The sequence below is a fragment of the Pseudomonas sp. P5_109 genome (assembly GCF_034009455.1).
GTDB lineage: Bacteria > Pseudomonadota > Gammaproteobacteria > Pseudomonadales > Pseudomonadaceae > Aquipseudomonas.
This window is the reverse complement of sequence record NZ_CP125380.1, coordinates 3,888,622-3,905,188: the sequence shown is the minus strand read 5'-3', so window position 1 is coordinate 3,905,188 and position 16,567 is coordinate 3,888,622. Positions and strand designations below refer to the sequence as shown.

Genomic DNA, 16,567 nt, shown 5'->3' with positions numbered 1-16,567 from the left:
TCACAGGGCTTCGGGTGGTTGAGTGCCGGCAGCAAAGTCGCTGAGTAGCTGCCCCGTTGCCACAGGACGTTCGAGCATGGGCAAGTGGTTGCAACCTTCAAGGGTGACAGCCTTTTCGACCCGGCCATCGGGCAGACCGTTTTGCATTGTCTCCAGGGCGGAGATATCGATCACCTTATCCTCGCGGCAACCGATGCCAAGTACCGGCATGGTGAGCTGCGCCAGTCGATGGTCCAGCGCGAGCCATTGGGACGGCGGGCGGATCTGCGCCAGGGTGGACTCGATAAAGCTGCGCTGGTGCCGATTGCCTGCAATGGCATTTTCTACCTCTTGATCGGACATTTCGGGAGGATCGAGATAGACAAGTCGGGCAGTGCGCTCGACGCCCACACGGTCATCGTAGATAAACGGGTTGTCACCCGCATTCAGCGCCCGGATGAAATCGTTTTCGGCAAAGCTCAATCCCAGCGGGCTGATCAGCACCAGGCGAGCAATACGCTCCGGTCGCTCGGCTGCAAACACTCCGGCAATGGCACCGCCCATGGAGTGGCCCACCAGATTGATTTCACGCAGGTCGAGCGCAAGCAAAAAATCATTGAGCCGTGCCGCTTGTGCATCAATGTCATAACTTCCGCCTGCAAGGCGCGTCGAATCACCCCAGCCGGGAAGGTCGGGAATGACCACGTGAAAGCGTGCGCCGAGGTCTTCGCCCAGTGGGCGCCAGACTTCCTTGTTTGAAGAAAAGCCATGCACAAGCAACAGGACCGGACCGTTTTTTTCGCCCTCGTAATACGACCAGGTCGTGTCGCCTGCCTGGATTGACCTGGTCTGCAGGGAGGACTTTGCTGTCGGGTTGATATCCGCGGGGGTTGAGTGTGCGGTGCCCGAAAACGGGAGTGTTGCAAGGATGAGTATCACGGTGAACAGAAGGATGTACCTGCTGCTTCGAATGGTATGGAAAAGGGAAAATCGCTGACGGATATCCATGTCATTAACGTCCTGATTACGCTGATCGGTTGTTTTGTCTTGCCAACGAATGGATCGATGAGCTGCGCAGCAAGAAAGGTCGATTTGATGTTGAAGATGGCGTGGCAACAATACTGGCAACCGGGAAATGTACGACCTCAGGTTTCAGAGTAAGCATGCCGCACCACCCCGTTCGGCGGCGAAGCCGTCGTAAAATCGGTGAATGCAGCGTGCCTGAAATTATTGCGGTGATTGGTTTGGGGGCTGCTCCGCAGCCCAACGGGGGCAAGCCCCCTCGCCACAAAAGCCGCTCCCACAGGGTTTTTGTTAATGCCTGTTATTTGCTCAGCGGCCAAAACCGCTCCCCACCCCCTGGCGCTTCCGTCCACGCTTGCAACGAGCGTGTCGGCAAATCGAAGTAATCCCGTGTGCGCGCATAACCATGCCCGCCCATGCGTCCGATCGCATCCAGGCGCAATTGATCGATGTACAGGGTTTTCGGGTCGATCAATTCGTCCCGCACATGAGCCATCAGCACTTCACCAAAGATAATCTCCCGGGATTGGCCGATGGACAGCGCCATCATCCGCCGGCACTCCAGCGCCACCGGAGCTTCGCCGATGCGCGGGCATTTGACCGTGGTGCCGGGGATGGCGGTGAGGCCGGCGGCGGTCAACTCGTCGAAGCCGGGGGCGAAGGGCACGGCGCAGACGTTCATGGCTTCCACCAGTGCATCGCTGACGATGTTCACGGTGAATTCCTGGCTGAGTTGAATGTTGCGGGTGGTGTCCTTGGGGCTTTGGTCGCCGTAGTTTTCCACGCCCAGGGCGAGGATGGGCGGGTCGGCCGACAGTGCATTGAAAAAGCTGAATGGCGCCGCGTTGATCCGGCCTTCGCCGTCGACGGTGGTGACCAGGGCAATCGGCCGTGGCACGACGCTGCCGATCAGAATCTTGTATTTGTCCCGTGGGCTCAGTGTGCTGAAGTCGAAGCTTTGCATAGGCAGAATTCCCTAAAGGAGAGGGTCAATCGTACTCAGTGGTGTGTCTGCGCTGTAGCCGTCGGCAAACGGGATGGCCGGTTGGAACAGGCTTTTCCAGTCCGGCTGGCCGAAGGCCCGGTCGCTGTGGCTGCGCATCAGTTTTTCGAATTGGCGTTGGGCCTGGCGTTGCAGGGCGGGGTAGTCGACGTTTTCGACCTGACCGTCCTGCATCACGCAACGGCCGTCGATGTAGCTGGCGATGCAGTCATCACCGCGCCCGGCCAGCACCAGGTTTTTCAGCGGATCGAACAGCGGTCCCAGGTGCATCCCGCGCAGGTTGAACACCGTGATGTCGGCCTTGCAGCCAGGCGCGAGGCGACCGATATCGTCGCGGCCCAATGCCTTGGCACCGCCCAGGGTCGCAGCGTTGTACATATCCAGTGTGCTGGTCAGGTCGTTACCGCCCTCCATGAGGCGAGCGATGTTCAGGCCCTGGCGCATGTTGTCCAGCAAGTCCGCCGGCCAGGTGTCGGTGCCCAGGGCGAAGTTGATGCCCTTGGCCCGATAGCGTCCGAACGAGTTCAGCGCCTCGCCATCCCGGGCAAACACCACGGGGCAATGCACCAGGCTGGCGCCGCCATCGACCACGCGTTGCAGGTCGTCATCGCCGCGGGTGTAAATGCCATGGGGCAACAGGCTGCGCGGGGTCAAAAGCTCAAGCTGCTGCAACCAGCCCAGTGGCGAGGTGCCGCGCAGTTGCTCGACCATCGCCACTTCACCCTGGCCCTGACAGCAATGCAGACGCACCGGCGCATTCAGTTCCCGACTCAGGGCAGCGGTGCGTTGCAGCAGCGCCGGGGTGCAGGTCTGGATGCGATCGGGCAGCAGCGCAGCGCGAATCAGGCCGTTGCTCGCACCGTCGAAATCGTGGAAAAACCGTTCGGCGGCATCGAGTCCGGCCATGCCCCGGGTTTCGTCCCAGTGGTGCGCCAGGGTGCCATCGGCGCGCCAGTAACTCATGCCGCTCATGTAGCAGGGACCGAGGTAAGTGCGCAGCCCGAGTTCGGCTGCCACACCGGCTACTGCCGCAAATTCGTCGTAGGTCTCGGCCCACTCGCGGTAGTACACCGAGGTGATCGGCATGGCCGTGGTGATGCCGTTGCGGATCAGTTGCGTGAAGGCGTAGCGGTATTTGAAGATTTCTTCTTCGGGGGTGTAGGTTTCCCGCGATCCACGCGCCAGATATTGCGCCGACCACATCCGGCCCATGTCGCGCTCGTCGCCGTTGTCCAGGGTCAGCACCGTGGAGTCGAGATCGCCGAGGGCATCCAGATCGATGAAGCCGGGGCCGATCAGCGCATTGCCGTAATCGATCCATTGATCCACTGGCCCCGGATAACCGCGCCCGACAAACTCAATGCGCGAGCCTGCGAACACCACTTCGCCGTCGCGCCACAGCACATGCCGGGTGCCGTCGAAGCCGACCACGCAACTGGCTCGCAAGCCAATGCGCTTCACAGGCGGCTGTCCAGCAGACGACCACCCGCGGCGATCAATTGGCCCGCGCGATAGACCTGGCGCTGTGGCCGCGAGACGACTGCCTCACCCAGGGTTTGCACTGGCATCAGCAGGAAGTCCGCCGGCTGGCCGATTTCCACGCGATTGGCTTGGCAACCCAGCGCCTGGGCGCCGTTGACGGTCGCCGCCGCGAACGCCGCCGCCAGTTCTTCGTCCTTGTTCAGGTCGAAGCGGAACGCCAGCAGCATCGCCCGTTCGAGCATGTCGCCGTTGCCCATGGGCGACCAGGCATCACGTATGCCGTCCGAACCCAGGCACACATTCACGCCGGTTTCGCGCAGGGCCAGGAACGGCGGCACCGCGCAATCGGCCGGGGCCGAACTCATCAGCGAAATGCCCAGCGCTGCCAGGCGCTCGGCCACCGGTTTGACCTGGCTCCATGGCAGCATCCCCAGGCAGTAGGCATGGCTGATCATCACCCGGCCTTGGCGGCCGAAACGCTCGGTGTAGTCCGCGATCAGGGCGATCTGCCACAGGCCCAGTTCACCCTTGTCGTGCAGGTGGATGTCGACGCCACGGTCGAATTCGCTGGCCAGTTTGAACACGAAATCCAGTTGCGCAATCGGGTCGTTGTCGATGCCGCACGGGTCCAGGCCGCCGACGTTCTCCACGCCCAGGGCCATGGCTTCGCGCATCAGTTCGGCGGTGCCGGGGCGACTGATCAGGCCGGTCTGCGGGAACACCACCAGTTGCAGGTCGATCAGGTCGCGGTAGTGTTCGCGCAGTTGCTGCATGGCCTCGACATGGCGCAGGCCGAACTCCGGGTCGATGTCGACGTGGCAACGCATGGTCAGCGAGCCACGGGCGATGCAGTTTTCCAGCAGGGCGCCGGCGCGTTGCGCAATCGGGGTGGTGACTTCACGCAGGATGCGCCGTTCGTTGGCGATGTAGTCCTTGAGGGTCGGGCCGGCGCTGTTGGGGCGCCAGGGCTGGCCCCAGAGGGTTTTGTCCAGGTGCACGTGGCTTTCCACCAGTGGCGGGGTGAGCAGATGGTTCTGGCCGTCGATGTCGGTGGGGAGCAGCTCGGTGGTCGAGGCGGGGCGGCGTTGGGTGAAGCGACCGTTTTCGATCAGCAGGTCTTCGGCGGTAGAGCCGTAGGGGCGCACGTTGCGCAGCCAGCGGGGTTGGGTCATGAGTAACCTCAATGAATTCTCTGGTGTCTGTGTTGGCCTCTTCGCGAGCAAGCCCGCTCCCACAATGGAATGCATTTCAAATGTGGGAGCGGGCTTGCTCGCGAAGGCCGCGACTCGGTCTCGGATCAGCCCTTGAGCTTCGCCCAGATCCGGTCCTGGAGTTCGCGTGCCTTGTTGCTGCACTCCTTCTCAGGGCGCAGGCGCGAGGCGAATTCGTCGGGCATGTTGATGGCGTCCATCACTCGCCACTTGGCGTCGATCAGCTTGTCGCTCTGGATGCCGTTGTCGTAGGCGATGGCGTTGGAGACGGCGGCGGCGTTTTCCGGTTTCATCATCCAGTCGATGAAGATCTTCGCGTTGCCGGGGTGTGGCGCGCTTTTCGGTACGGCGAAGTTGTCCTGGAACATCGCCAGGCCTTCCTTCGGATACACGTACTTGATGGTGCTCTTCTGCAGGGTGGCCCGGGCAGTGGAGCCGTTCCAGTTCTGCATCATGATCACCTCGCCGGAGGCCATGCGGTCGACGGTGTTGTCCGAGCTGTACATCTTCAGGAAGGGTTTCTGTTTTTGCAGCAGTTCGAGGATGCGCTTGGCGTCCTGCGGGTTTTCGCTGCACTCGTCGACATTAAGGTAATGGCTGGCGGCGTTGATCACGCTGCTGGAGGTGTCGAGGGCGGCGAGTTGGCCTTGCAGTTCCTTGCGTGGTTCGAAGAACTCTTTCCACGAGTCGTCGAGCTTGCCGCCGGGCACTCGCGCGCTGTCATAGGAGAAGCCGGTAGTGCCCCACAGGTACGGCGCCGAGAATTTGCGACCCGGGTCGAAGCTCGGGTCGCGGAACGCCGATTTCACGTACTGGAAGTTGGGCAGGGCCGAGGCGTCGATTTCCAGCAGCAGGTCCTGGTTGATCAGCGTGCGCATGATCGATTGCGACGGCACGATCACGTCATACGCCGCACCGCCGGCCTGCAACTTGGCCAGCAGGGTTTCGTTGCTGTCGTAGCCGTCCATGGTGACCTTGATCCCGGTCTCCTTTTCGAACTTGGCCAGCAGCTCGACCGGGTAGTAGTCGGTCCAGTTGTAGAAGAACAGCTCCTTGGGCTCGGCGGCCTGAGCGCCGAACGCAGTGATTGCGGTGAAGCAACTCAGGGCCAGACCGGCTACAGCGAAACACATGCTTTTTGTTTTCATGCTTTGCTCCAGGATCATTGGTTTTTGCCGCGCTGCCCCAGCCAGAAGGCCAGTACTACCAGCACGATGGAAATCACCAGCATCAGGGTCGAGATCGCGTTGATCTCCGGCGTCACGCCGGCCTTGATCGCCGAGAAGATGTACACCGGCAGGGTGGTCGAACCCGGCCCGGCGACGAAGAAGGTCATGATGAAATCGTCGAGGCTGACCACGAATGCCAGCACCGAACCGGACAGCACCGCCGGCCACAGCAACGGCAAGGTCACCCGGCGAAACACCTGCCATGGATTGGCGTACAGATCGTTCGCCGCTTCCAGCAGGCTCTTGTCCAGGTCATTGAGCCGCGCACGAATCGGCAGGTAGGCAAAGGGAATGCAGAAACCGATGTGGGCGACGATCACCGTCAGCAGGCCGAGCTTGATCCCCAGCGCCATGAACAGCAGCAGGGTGGCCACGGCCGTGACGATCTCCGGCAGGATCAGCGGCAGGTTGATCCCGCCCTCGACCATTTTCTGTCCGTAGAACGGCCGGTACGTTGCCAGCGCCGCGAGCAGGGCAATCGCCGTGGCGCAGACCGTGGCGATGCTGGCAACGATGATCGAGTTCAGCGCGGCGGTCTGGATCGACGGGTTGGCCAGGATGCGTCCGTACCAGGCGAACGAGAACTCGGTCCACACCGTCGCCGAGCGGTTGGCGTTGAAGCTGTAGGCAATGAGCACGAAAATCGGCAGGTACAGATAGGCCAGGATCAGCAGGCTGACTTCACGGGTCAGCGGCAGTTTCTTCAGGTGCAGGGCAATCATGCTTGGGCTCCTGGGCGTTGGGTCTTGGCGGCTTTGCGGCTATAGAGGGCGTACAGCACCAGGGACAGCAACATGATCCCCAGCAACAGGAACGACAGCGAACTGCCCAGCGGCCAGTTGCGCGCGGTGCCGAATTGCTGCTGGATCAGGTTGCCGATCATCAGCGTCTTGCCGCCGCCGAGGATCGCCGGGGTAATGAAGGCACCCAGGCTCGGCACGAACACTAGCAATGCACCGGCAATTACCCCTGGCATCGACAGCGGCAGGATGATCCGGCGCAACGCGTGCCAGCGATTGGCGCCCAGGTCGTAGGCCGCCTCTACCAGGCGCCAGTCGAGTTTTTCCAGGGTCGAGTAGATCGGCAGGATCATGAACGGCAGGAAGCTGTAGACCAGGCCGACGCTGACCGCGAAGTCGTTGTAGAGCAGGGTGATGCCACCGGCCTGCGGGAACAGCGCGTTGAGGCTCTGGGCCACCCAGCCGTGTTCGCGCAGGATGATCAGCCAGGCGTAGTTGCGGATCAGCAGGTTGGTCCAGAACGGGATGGTGATCAGCAATACCATGAGGTTGCGTCGGCGCGGTGTCAGGCTCGACATCCACAACGCCACCGGGAAACCGAACAGGAAACACAGGACCGTGGTGCCACCGGCCTGGAACACCGAGCGCAACAACGCTTGGGCGTAGACCCAGTTCAACTCCAGTTCACCGTCGAAGCCTTCCTGGAAAAACAGCTGCACGTAGCTTTGCAATTGCCAGTTGGCCTGCCAGTCGACGCCGCCATAGACGTTGCGCGGCAACAGGCTGATGTAGCCCATGATGCCCAACGGAATGGCGATCAGGGCCAGCAGGGTCAAAACCACCGGGCTGAGCAACAGCGCACGGTTGAGGGCCGGGGAAGTGCTGCTGACGCTCATCTCAGGCCTCCATCAGCAGGCAGGCATGGGGCGGCAGGTGGACCGCGACGCGATCACCCACCACCCGGCCGTGGTTCAGGCCTTCGTTGTTCTCGCGCAGCATGACCTTGATGTCGTTGTTCAGGCGGCATTGGTAGAGCGTGGCCGTGCCGACATACAGCACGGCCTCGATCACACCGCGCAGATGATGTGGCTGCGTCGGCTCGACCAGTTGCGAACGCTCGGGGCGGAACGCCAGTTGCACCTTGCTGCCGTCAAAGCCCTGGGCCGGGCAGGGGATCTCCACTGGCATGCCGTTGGGCACGAAAAGCTTTTCGTTCTGCTGGCCACGCTTGAGGTGGCCGGGAAGGAAATTGATGTCGCCGATGAACTGCGCGACGAACTGGTGTTGCGGCCGCTCGTAGATATCGTTGGGCGTGCCGATTTGCAGGATCTTGCCGGCGGACATCACGGCGATGCGATCAGACAGGGTCAGCGCTTCTTCCTGGTCGTGGGTGACGAAAATGAAGGTGATCCCGGCTTCTTTCTGCACGCGCTTGAGTTCGACCTGCATTTCCTTGCGCAGCTTGAGGTCCAGCGCCGACAGCGGTTCGTCCAGCAACAACACTTTTGGCTTCGGCGCCAGGGCCCGGGCCAGAGCCACCCGCTGCTGTTGGCCGCCGGACAGTTCGGCCGGTTTGCGCTTGGCCAGGTGCTGCATTTGCACCAGTGCGAGCATTTCATTGACGCGCTGGGGGATCAGTTTGCGATCAAGGCCCTGCATCTCGAGGCCGAAGGCGATATTCTGCGCGACACTCATGTGCGGAAACAGCGCGTAACTCTGGAACACCGTGTTGACCCGACGCTTGAACGGCGGTAAATCGTTGACCGGCTCGCCCGCAAGGCGGATCTCACCTTCGCTGACGTGCTCGAAGCCGGCGATGGTGCGCAACAGGGTGGTCTTGCCGCAGCCTGAGGGGCCGAGCAGGGTGAAGAATTCGTTGTCGGCAATGTCGACCGAGACGTTGTCCAGGGCGGGTGCCAAGCCTGGATCGTCGGAATATCGTTTTGAGACGTTTCGCACTTCAATTGCAACTGGATGACCCATATTGGTGCATTCCTCTAATTATTGTATGCAAAATCTGGATGCAATTTAGAAATACCCGGATTAATCTGCCCGTGCAAGCCCCTTTTTCATAGGCTGTTCATTCGCCAGGGTTGGTTGCACAGGGCGCCAGGAGTTGATGAATGACGGAAAAGAAACTGGAAACCACGGTCGACCGCGTCTACCAAGGGGTTTACGAGGCGATCAGCAAGCGCTCGTTGCGTCCGGGAATGAAGCTTGGCGAAGCTTCTTTGGCCGAGCTGTTCAATGTCAGCCGCACGTCTGTGCGAGCTGCGCTCAAGCAATTGGAAGCCGACGGACTGGTCACCACCGAGCCCAATAAAGGTGCATCGGTATCGCTGCCCAGTGACGAGGAGATCCGCTCGCTGTTCGAAACCCGGCGTCTGGTCGAGATCGGTATCGTCAGTGAACTGTGCCGTCGTCGCGATACGGCGGTGACCCAGGACCTGCGCGATCATTTGCTGCTCGAAGATGAAGCGCATCAAAGCGGCGACCACGAACGGCTGATTCACCTGCTCGGCGAGTTCCACATCAAACTGGCCCGCAGCCTGAACAACCCGGTGCTGCTCGACTGGTTCCAGAAGCTGATTTCCCGGGCGTCGCTGTATGCCGCCGCGCTGGATGACGACAGCCATGAGGCCTGTCGCGACGATGAACACCTGCGGCTGATCGAATACATCGAAGCGGGCAACCAGAGCGCAGCCATCGAGCTGACCTGCATGCACTTGAATGGTATCGAGAAGGCCATCCTGGATGTCGCGGCGACCCTGAAAAGCAGTTACAACCCGCTCAAGCATTTGATTGAGGTCTAGGCCACACCGAAGATCAAAATGTGGGAGTCGCTGCCGGCCGCAAGTTCCCGACTCGACAAAGGCTCCCGCGAGAATCAGCTATACCTCTATGAAACGAATCGCGTCCGAAATGCTCGAAACAAACGGGTGCAATTTCCGGGATAGAGCCAGCCGATGCAGTTTCTAGCGGATAGCCACGGGTGTGCCGGGTGGAATGGCGAAATGGCCGGGCGCATTCGTGCGTTCGACTGGAGCCTGACCGAACTCGGCCCGCTCGACTCATGGTCCAAGAGCCTGAACAGTGCGGTGCGGTTGATGCTCGCCTCGCCGTTGCCGATGGTCATGCTCTGGGGCCAGTCCGGGTACATGATCTACAACGACGCCTACTCGAAGTTTGCCGGTGGACGTCATCCGTATCTGCTCGGCTCCGCTGTGGAGTTGGGCTGGCCGGAAGTCGCCGAATTCAATCGTAACGTGGTGGATACCTGCCTGGCGGGTGGCACCCTGTCCTATCGCAATAAAGTCCTGGTATTGCTGCGCGATGGCGTTCCCGAGGATGTCTGGCTCGACCTCTATTACAGTCCGGTGGCCGACGATGACGGGCGCCCGGGCGGGGTCATGGCCATGGTGGTGGAAACGACGGAGCGGGTGATATCCGAACGCCGGCGACAGGCGGCCGAAGACGCCTACCGCGCCGACAACGAACGGGTGCGCCTGGCGCTGAACGCCGGTGCCTTGCTCGGTTCCTTTGTCTGGAACATAAAAACCAACGTACTGTCGGGTGATGAGCGCTTCGTCCGCACGTTTTCCTATCCACCCGGGCAGGATCTGCAAGACCTGTCCCAGGAAATCGCTGAAAGCCGGATCCATCCGGATGACCGTGGCTGGGTCCAGGAGCGGGTCACACTGTCGGTCGAGACAGGTGAACCGTACAACGTCGAATACCGGATCCAGCGTCCCGACGGCAGTTACCTCTGGGTGCTCGCCAGCGGTTGTTGCGAGTTCGATGAGCAGGGCGAGGCGTTTCGTTTTCCCGGTGTGCTGATCGATATCCACGAGCGCAAGACCGCCGAAGAATCCCTGCTCAAGTTCACCCGCAACCTCGAACAACGGGTGGCCGAAGAGGTCGAGGCGCGGCTGGCGGCGGAGGAGCAACTGCGCCAGTCACAGAAACTCGAAGCCATCGGCGGCCTCACCGGTGGTGTGGCCCATGACTTCAACAACCTGTTGCAAGTGATCGCCGGCAACCTGCACCTGCTCGCGCGCCATGAGCCGGATAACCCCAATGTGCAGCGTCGGGTATCGGCGTCCATTGCTGCGGTCGAGCGCGGTGCCAAGCTGTCCTCGCAATTGCTTGCCTTCGCCCGACGCCAACCGTTGTCGCCTGCGGTCTTTACGTTGCGGCAGATTTTCGATGGCCTGGCGGAGCTGTTGCTGCGTGCCTTGGGTGAAACCCTTCAAGTTCAAATGACGGCACCCGAAGACTCCTGGAATGTGTTTGTCGATCGCAACCAACTGGAAAACGCCATTCTCAATCTGGCGATCAATGCCCGTGACGCCCTTCAAGGCGAGGGCCGGATTGATCTTTGTGCGGAAAACATCGTCCTGGGTCACCAATTTTGCGCCGGCAAGGGCATCTCCGCCGGGGACTATGTACGGGTGTCCGTGACGGATACTGGCGTCGGCATGCCGCCGCAGGTGCTGGCCCAGGCGTTCGAGCCATTCTTCACCACCAAGGCCGACGGTCAGGGCACCGGATTAGGCTTGAGCATGGTGTTTGGTTTCGTCAAACAGAGTGGCGGACATATCGAAATTGCCAGCGACGTCGGGCAGGGCACCCGGGTGCAGCTGTATTTTCCGCGCACCTTGCGCGCGGCCTCCAGTGAAGCGCCGGGCCCCGGTGTGTCGCAGCGGGGCGGGCACGAACGCATCCTGGTAGTCGAAGACAATGAGGCCGTGCGGGTGTCGGTGGTGGAACTGTTGCGTGAAGAAGGTTATCAGATCCTCACGGCCACCAACGGTGACGTCGCCATGCAGATGTTGCTGGAAGGCCTGGCGGTGGACCTGATATTCACCGACGTGGTCATGCCAGGCCTGATCAAGAGCTCGGACCTGGCGGCCTGGGCGAAAGTGCAGGAGCCACCGGTGGCCGTGCTGTTTACCTCGGGGCATACCCGCGACATCATCTCGCGCAATCACCAGCTCAGCCCCGACACCCACTTGCTGAGCAAACCCTACAATCCCGATGCGCTCAGGCAGATGGTGCGCACGGTGCTTAGCGGCTAAGCACCCTTTGCCACATCGGTCGCATTGTTGGCCCTGCTATTTGCCTGGATGGGCGGCCTGAAGTGTCTTCGCCATCCCGAGGTGTTTTTCCAGGGCCGGCAGCATTTTTTGCGCAAAGCCCTTGAGCTCGGTGGCACCTTTGACCCGGTCGTCCGTCACTGTATTGGCCTCCTTCTTGAACAGCTCGATGGCTTCTTCATGAGCCTTGACCTGATTGTCGGCATAGGCTGCGTCGAAGGACTCGTCACGCATATCGAGGATTTTTTCCTTGGCTTGTTTGGTCAGTGTCGTGCTGTCCGGCACTTCGATGTCGTATTTTTTCGCCAGTGCGGCCAGTTCATCGTTGGCCTTGGAATGATCGGTAATCATCATGTTGGCGAATTCCTTGACGTCGGCTGATGCACTTTTTTCCAGGGCCAGCCGGCTGGCCTCGACTTCGGCGATGCCGCCAGCCGCGGCTTTGTCGACAAAATCATTGGAAGTGGCAGCCAGGGCGCTGCCGATGCAACTGCCAAGGGCAACAGCGAGGACCAGGTGACGCACGTTGAATCCGTCCATAGGTGATTCTCCACGCAGGTTGCAAAAGGTGATCGAATGATCGTTAACCGGTGGAGGCGCTGGCGCAGGCAAAGGTTTTATCGCATTTGCGACACGACGACGAACGGACACCGCTGGTCTGACAGGTGGTCGACAGAACCGCCTAACCAAGGCCATTCTGATAGTTGGTGAACGCAATAGATCGCGTTTCGCTGCCGATCAACAAACGGAGGTGTTCCATGCCGGTGCCCCATGACCTTTATCAGGATCTGAAACGCTCAAAGGAAGAAATCCAGCAGAAACGCACCAAGGATCCGTTACTGGATTCACTGCTTAACAAGTATTCCCAGGCGGATGCCGAAGTGGTGAAGGCAGAGGAGGCCAAATCCAACGATGACATGGTAAGGAAGCTCAAGGAGGTGCGTTTGCAGGTCAAGGACAAGATCGTCAAGCAACTGGGCTCGTAGCCCTGCCTCACCGAACCTGCCACCGACGATCGGTGGCTGAAAAGTTGGAACGGCAAACCGAACCGGCACCTCGAATGCTCAGAGACCGATGCTACGGCTCTCAACGAGGTGCCTCATGACCCAGCCCAAATACCCAAGCGAACAACAGGGTGGCTACGACCCGATACCCACTCATCCCGAACCGCTGAGCCCCGAACACACCACGGCCAATCCCGAGGAAGAGCCGGGCATTGATGAGTTTCCGGAGGATGAGGGTGTCGACGTCGATTCAGAATGAACACCGTCCCTTGTGGAAGCGGGCTTGCTCGCGAATGCGGTTGGTCATTCAAAAGTGATGTCGACTGACACTACGCCTTCGCGAGCAAGCCCGCTCCCACATGGGGGCTTCGGTGAATTCAGGAAGGGGGACTGCTCATTGCAATGCCTTGCTCAAAGGCAACCGCGCCATGTTCTGCGCTTTCAGTGAGCCGAAATACAACCAGTCCCCGTACTCGCGCACCGTGGTGATCGGTGAGTAGTTGTCGCTGCTGTCGTCCTGCAGATTGGCGATCACTTTGCCTTCAAGGTCCAGGCCCAGGACAAACCCGCGCTTTTCCACGGGGTTGGGCAAGACGGTCATGGCCCGCACGATCATCTTGCGCACGAACGGATGCGCCGCCGTGCCATCGAGCAAGGCGTTGCGGGGGGCATACAATGCTACCCAGAACCGGTCGTGGCCATTGAACGACAGGTTGTCCGGGAGCCCCGGCAGGTTATCGATGAACAGGTCGTGGGTACCGGCCTTGGGGCCGCTGAGCCAATAGCGACTGATGCGGTAGGCGCCGGTTTCATTGACCAGGACATAGGCATCGTCCGGTCCCAGGGTCACGCCGTTGGCAAACTCCAGCTTGTCCAGCACAACCGATGTCTTGCCGGTCTGGAAGTCGTAGCGCAGCAGGCGACCGTCACCGCCGTGTTCGAGCACGGCCTCACCGTCGTGACCATAGCCGAAGCGGCGCGACGCATCGCTGAAATAGGCGTAATGACCCGGTTTGTCGATAGCCACATCGTCGGTAAAGCCGAAGGGAACGCCGTCAGACTCTGTGGTCAGGGCCACCAGGCGCCCCTGGGCGTCGAGTGACAACAAGCCTTTGACTGCATCGGCGATCACCAGCAGGCCATTCGGATGCCGGGCCAGGCCCAGTGGCCGGCCACCGGTATCGGCCAGGACTTTCCGGGTCTTGCCATCCAGGCTGGTGCTGATCAGGCGACCGTCGTGCAGGCCGGTAATGAGCATATCGTTTTCCAGCAACAAGGCTTCCGGCCCGTCGATGTCGGTGGCACCGATGCGCTCCACGCCCTTGAGCCGCTGATTCGCGGCGTAGATTCCGCTGGACAGGGATGGCGCAGGCTGTGGCGTCCAGGCCACCGGTCGCACCTTGGTCGGCATCAGCAGCAGGAAGGCGCCGATGACGACGATGATCAGCAACAGGCACTTGAAGGTTCTGCTCACGCGCTGACCCCTGTGGTCACCAGGTAATTCTGCGCCTTGTCGCGCAACGCCTGCAGCGAAGCCGCCGATTCCCGGTCGATGCGCCGCTTGAGCAGCAACCGGTTGGCGATCCGCATCGCCAGACCGCTGAATTGATACTCCAGGGTCCGGACGAAATGTGTGTTGTCGCCTGTGGCATCGCATTCATAGGTGACCACCAGCGACAGGCCATGATCACCCTCGGCCCGGGCGCTCCAGCGCCGTCCGGGCAGGTACTCGGCCACCTCCCAGCTCAAGTGCCCGTCGCGGCCGCCGGCACGGATGTCCTCCTCGAAACGTGCGCCGGCATGCAACGGGCCTTTTGGCCCATCGATATGCAGCGACGAAGGGTGCCATTGCGGCCAGAGGGTCACGGTGCTGGCGTAGGCCAGTACTTCGATCGGGCGTCCGGCAATGACAATCTGATGCTGCATGCGGGTCATGGGCGTTCTCGTCGGGTTGAGCGGCGCAGGTTCCGGCTCCCAATAAAGGGTGCCGAACAGGTAATCCATCAGCGGGAAAACGATGTTGAAATTACGCTCTTGCATCAGTTCGCGGCGGTGGTGCAACTCGTGCAGCCGGCGCATCTGGCGGATCCACGGCAACCGCGTGAGCGGGTTGCGCGGCGGCAGATGCTCGCAGGCATGAAATACTTCATAAGCCAGGTAGCCGAGGACAAGAAAGCCGCCGACCAGTCCGGCGACGTTGGTATTCAATTGCTTGAGCAGCCACCAGAGGGGCAGGGCGACGGCGAGCGTGTGCAGCACGATCAGCCAGGCCGGAAACAGAATCACCCGCCAGTCGCGCGCGCTGTCGTAGGTCATGTGGCCGGGGGTGAAAAAACTGTGGTGGTCGCCGGCGTGACGGGCATAAAACAGCCGGGCGAAGCTCTTTTTATGATGCCCCAGATGGCGATGCACCATGTACACGCCGAGGTTGAACAACAGCAGCGTGACGGGCACCGCCAGCCATTCTGTCGGCCGCACCTGGTGCACGTTGCTCCAGAACGCGCTGATCGCCAGTGCCCCGAACACCAGGACAAAAGCGCCATGCAGCCAAGGGTTGTAGAGTGGACGAATGTCGGCACGGTAGCGGCTGCGGAATCCTTCGGTGGTCTGCCTCACTGCAATCACCTGTCGTTTTTGTTATCTCCTTAAGATTAGCCGATCCCGATGATTTGACGGGCTGAACCTCAAGGACACAACGGCCATGATCCGGTGCAAACCGGTCTCAGGTCAGCGGGTCCCAGCGTTGCGACCAGTCTTCGTCGGAATCGATGACTTTACGCAGCAGGTCGAAGGCGCGTTGCAGTGTCGGCGAGTCACGATCGCGCGAATAGACCAGATAGGTCGGGTAGTTGAATTCGGGAGCCTTGGGCACCCGTTCCAGGGCGCCGCTGTCGAGATAACTCTGTACGACACGGGTGCGGAAGTAACCACTGCCGCCGTTTTCGAGAAGGTACTGCAAGCCCAGCGGGCCGAGGTTGAAGCTCAGGGCAGCCTTGGCTTTTTCCGGCAGGGCGGCATCGTGCTGGCGCCGGAAATCAGCACCCCAATCGATGTACACATAAGGATCGGGCCTGTCGGCCAGGCGCACGAGGATCAGTTTTTCTTCGAGAATCTGCTCGACCTGCAGACGCGGCCAATACTCGGGCTGATACACCAGCGCGGCATCCAGAACGCCCAACTCCAGTTGGCGCAGCAGGTTTTCGCCGTCACGGATTTCCATACGCAAGGCGTGGCTGGGGATGTTCTTGCGGATTTCGCCGGCCCAGCCGAGCATCAACGGGTTACACAGGCTCACCTCGCCACCGATGTGCAGCACGTCGCGGTAGCCCTCGGGTAATGGCAGATCACGCCGCGCGGCTTCCCAGGTTTGCACCAGTTGATTGGCGTACACCACGAACGCTTCACCGTTGGGCGTCAGGCGCGCGCCGGCACGATTGCGCACGAACAGGGTGCTGCCCAGTTGGCTCTCGAGTTTCTGCACCCGCGCGGTGATCGCGGTCTGGGTGACATGCAGCTTTTGCGCGGCGGCAGCGAGGCTGCCATGGCGAACGATTTCGAGGAAGGTACGGGCGAGGTCGATGTCCATGGGGTGGCCGGTGGTGTAAGTGCTCGCATTGTAAGAGCACCACCGAACTTGTGGCGAGGGGGCTTGCCCCCGTTCGGCTGCGAAGCAGTCGTCGATCCGAAGCCCCGCTATGTTTGAGCGGGTCTAAAGGGCCGCTTCGCGCCCCAACGGGGGCAAGCCCTCTCGCCACAAGGGACAGTGACAAGCAGGCAAAAACGACAAATCCCGCCACTAA

At 60.9% G+C, this 16,567-nt stretch carries 16 protein-coding genes; 4 read left to right on the top strand and 12 right to left on the bottom strand.

All coding sequences use genetic code 11. From position 1 onward, the window contains the following. From QMK54_RS17475 to QMK54_RS17440, 8 genes are all read right to left on the bottom strand, one after another. Window positions 1-987: an alpha/beta fold hydrolase gene (locus QMK54_RS17475; protein WP_320400968.1), complete on the bottom strand. Its 987-nt coding sequence runs from the start codon at window positions 985-987 to the stop codon at window positions 1-3. Window positions 988-1,303: 316 nt separating this feature from the next. Beyond that, a complete protein-coding gene (locus tag QMK54_RS17470) occupies window positions 1,304-1,966 on the bottom strand; it encodes a flavin reductase family protein (RefSeq protein ID WP_110659207.1) in 663 nt (220 codons plus the stop codon). A 12-nt stretch (window positions 1,967-1,978) separates the two neighbouring features. Beyond that, complete coding sequence (locus QMK54_RS17465) at window positions 1,979-3,466, bottom strand: amidohydrolase family protein (protein ID WP_320400967.1); 1,488 nt, start codon at window positions 3,464-3,466, stop codon at window positions 1,979-1,981. Next, a complete protein-coding gene (locus QMK54_RS17460; protein WP_110659205.1) occupies window positions 3,463-4,659 on the bottom strand; it encodes an amidohydrolase family protein in 1,197 nt (398 codons plus the stop codon). Before QMK54_RS17460 ends, QMK54_RS17465 begins: the two co-directional genes overlap by 4 nt. A gap of 125 nt (window positions 4,660-4,784) precedes the next feature. Further along, entirely contained in the window at window positions 4,785-5,846 is a 1,062-nt protein-coding gene (locus tag QMK54_RS17455; protein ID WP_320400966.1) for an extracellular solute-binding protein, read from the bottom strand. Window positions 5,847-5,860: 14 nt separating this feature from the next. After that, a complete protein-coding gene (locus tag QMK54_RS17450; RefSeq protein WP_110659203.1) occupies window positions 5,861-6,649 on the bottom strand; it encodes an ABC transporter permease in 789 nt (262 codons plus the stop codon). Further along, window positions 6,646-7,563: an ABC transporter permease gene (locus QMK54_RS17445; protein WP_103393125.1), complete on the bottom strand. Its 918-nt coding sequence runs from the start codon at window positions 7,561-7,563 to the stop codon at window positions 6,646-6,648. The genes QMK54_RS17450 and QMK54_RS17445 overlap by 4 nt, the downstream gene beginning before the upstream one ends. A gap of 1 nt (window position 7,564) precedes the next feature. Further along, complete coding sequence (locus QMK54_RS17440) at window positions 7,565-8,650, bottom strand: ABC transporter ATP-binding protein (RefSeq protein ID WP_110659202.1); 1,086 nt, start codon at window positions 8,648-8,650, stop codon at window positions 7,565-7,567. A gap of 140 nt (window positions 8,651-8,790) precedes the next feature. Here QMK54_RS17440 and QMK54_RS17435 point away from each other — a divergent pair, with 140 nt between their 5' ends. Together QMK54_RS17435 and QMK54_RS17430 are read left to right on the top strand one after the other, a co-directional pair. Continuing rightward, window positions 8,791-9,480, top strand: a complete 690-nt coding sequence (locus QMK54_RS17435) for a GntR family transcriptional regulator (RefSeq protein WP_007973313.1) — start codon at window positions 8,791-8,793, stop codon at window positions 9,478-9,480. A gap of 153 nt (window positions 9,481-9,633) precedes the next feature. Then, the gene (locus QMK54_RS17430) at window positions 9,634-11,745 is read left to right on the top strand and encodes a PAS domain-containing sensor histidine kinase (protein ID WP_320400965.1); all 2,112 of its coding nucleotides are present in this window, start codon (window positions 9,634-9,636) and stop codon (window positions 11,743-11,745) included. 36 nt (window positions 11,746-11,781) lie between these two features. Here the strand turns inward: QMK54_RS17430 and QMK54_RS17425 are convergent, their stop codons facing one another. Next, a complete protein-coding gene (locus QMK54_RS17425; RefSeq protein ID WP_110662010.1) occupies window positions 11,782-12,303 on the bottom strand; it encodes a DUF4142 domain-containing protein in 522 nt (173 codons plus the stop codon). 218 nt (window positions 12,304-12,521) lie between these two features. Between QMK54_RS17425 and QMK54_RS17420 the strand changes: the two genes are divergently transcribed. Both QMK54_RS17420 and QMK54_RS17415 read left to right on the top strand, forming a co-directional pair. Continuing rightward, window positions 12,522-12,749, top strand: coding sequence for a hypothetical protein (locus QMK54_RS17420; RefSeq protein WP_110662011.1), 228 nt, complete (start codon window positions 12,522-12,524; stop codon window positions 12,747-12,749). A gap of 115 nt (window positions 12,750-12,864) precedes the next feature. Continuing rightward, window positions 12,865-13,026: a hypothetical protein gene (locus tag QMK54_RS17415; RefSeq protein WP_181432128.1), complete on the top strand. Its 162-nt coding sequence runs from the start codon at window positions 12,865-12,867 to the stop codon at window positions 13,024-13,026. Between the two features lie 135 nt (window positions 13,027-13,161). On the opposite strand, the gene QMK54_RS17410 is transcribed toward QMK54_RS17415, so the two are convergent. From QMK54_RS17410 to QMK54_RS17400, 3 genes are all read right to left on the bottom strand, one after another. Continuing rightward, a complete protein-coding gene (locus QMK54_RS17410) occupies window positions 13,162-14,241 on the bottom strand; it encodes an SMP-30/gluconolactonase/LRE family protein (RefSeq protein ID WP_320400964.1) in 1,080 nt (359 codons plus the stop codon). Then, entirely contained in the window at window positions 14,238-15,383 is a 1,146-nt protein-coding gene (locus QMK54_RS17405; RefSeq protein WP_320400963.1) for a sterol desaturase/SRPBCC family protein, read from the bottom strand. The genes QMK54_RS17410 and QMK54_RS17405 overlap by 4 nt, the downstream gene beginning before the upstream one ends. 106 nt (window positions 15,384-15,489) lie before the next feature. Continuing rightward, entirely contained in the window at window positions 15,490-16,353 is an 864-nt protein-coding gene (locus QMK54_RS17400) for a LysR family transcriptional regulator (protein ID WP_223590749.1), read from the bottom strand. Between the last annotated feature and the right edge of the window lie 214 nt (window positions 16,354-16,567).

Coding starts and splice junctions, on each gene's coding strand:
- QMK54_RS17470 (WP_110659207.1), bottom strand. CDS start 1,966: ATGCAAAGCTTCGACTTCAGCACACTGAGCCCACGGGACAAATACAAG.
- QMK54_RS17455 (WP_320400966.1), bottom strand. CDS start 5,846: ATGAAAACAAAAAGCATGTGTTTCGCTGTAGCCGGTCTGGCCCTGAGT.
- QMK54_RS17435 (WP_007973313.1), top strand. CDS start 8,791: ATGACGGAAAAGAAACTGGAAACCACGGTCGACCGCGTCTACCAAGGG.
- QMK54_RS17475 (WP_320400968.1), bottom strand. CDS start 987: ATGGATATCCGTCAGCGATTTTCCCTTTTCCATACCATTCGAAGCAGC.
- QMK54_RS17440 (WP_110659202.1), bottom strand. CDS start 8,650: ATGGGTCATCCAGTTGCAATTGAAGTGCGAAACGTCTCAAAACGATAT.
- QMK54_RS17400 (WP_223590749.1), bottom strand. CDS start 16,353: ATGGACATCGACCTCGCCCGTACCTTCCTCGAAATCGTTCGCCATGGC.
- QMK54_RS17415 (WP_181432128.1), top strand. CDS start 12,865: ATGACCCAGCCCAAATACCCAAGCGAACAACAGGGTGGCTACGACCCG.
- QMK54_RS17420 (WP_110662011.1), top strand. CDS start 12,522: ATGCCGGTGCCCCATGACCTTTATCAGGATCTGAAACGCTCAAAGGAA.
- QMK54_RS17425 (WP_110662010.1), bottom strand. CDS start 12,303: ATGGACGGATTCAACGTGCGTCACCTGGTCCTCGCTGTTGCCCTTGGC.
- QMK54_RS17430 (WP_320400965.1), top strand. CDS start 9,634: ATGCAGTTTCTAGCGGATAGCCACGGGTGTGCCGGGTGGAATGGCGAA.
- QMK54_RS17445 (WP_103393125.1), bottom strand. CDS start 7,563: ATGAGCGTCAGCAGCACTTCCCCGGCCCTCAACCGTGCGCTGTTGCTC.
- QMK54_RS17460 (WP_110659205.1), bottom strand. CDS start 4,659: ATGACCCAACCCCGCTGGCTGCGCAACGTGCGCCCCTACGGCTCTACC.
- QMK54_RS17450 (WP_110659203.1), bottom strand. CDS start 6,649: ATGATTGCCCTGCACCTGAAGAAACTGCCGCTGACCCGTGAAGTCAGC.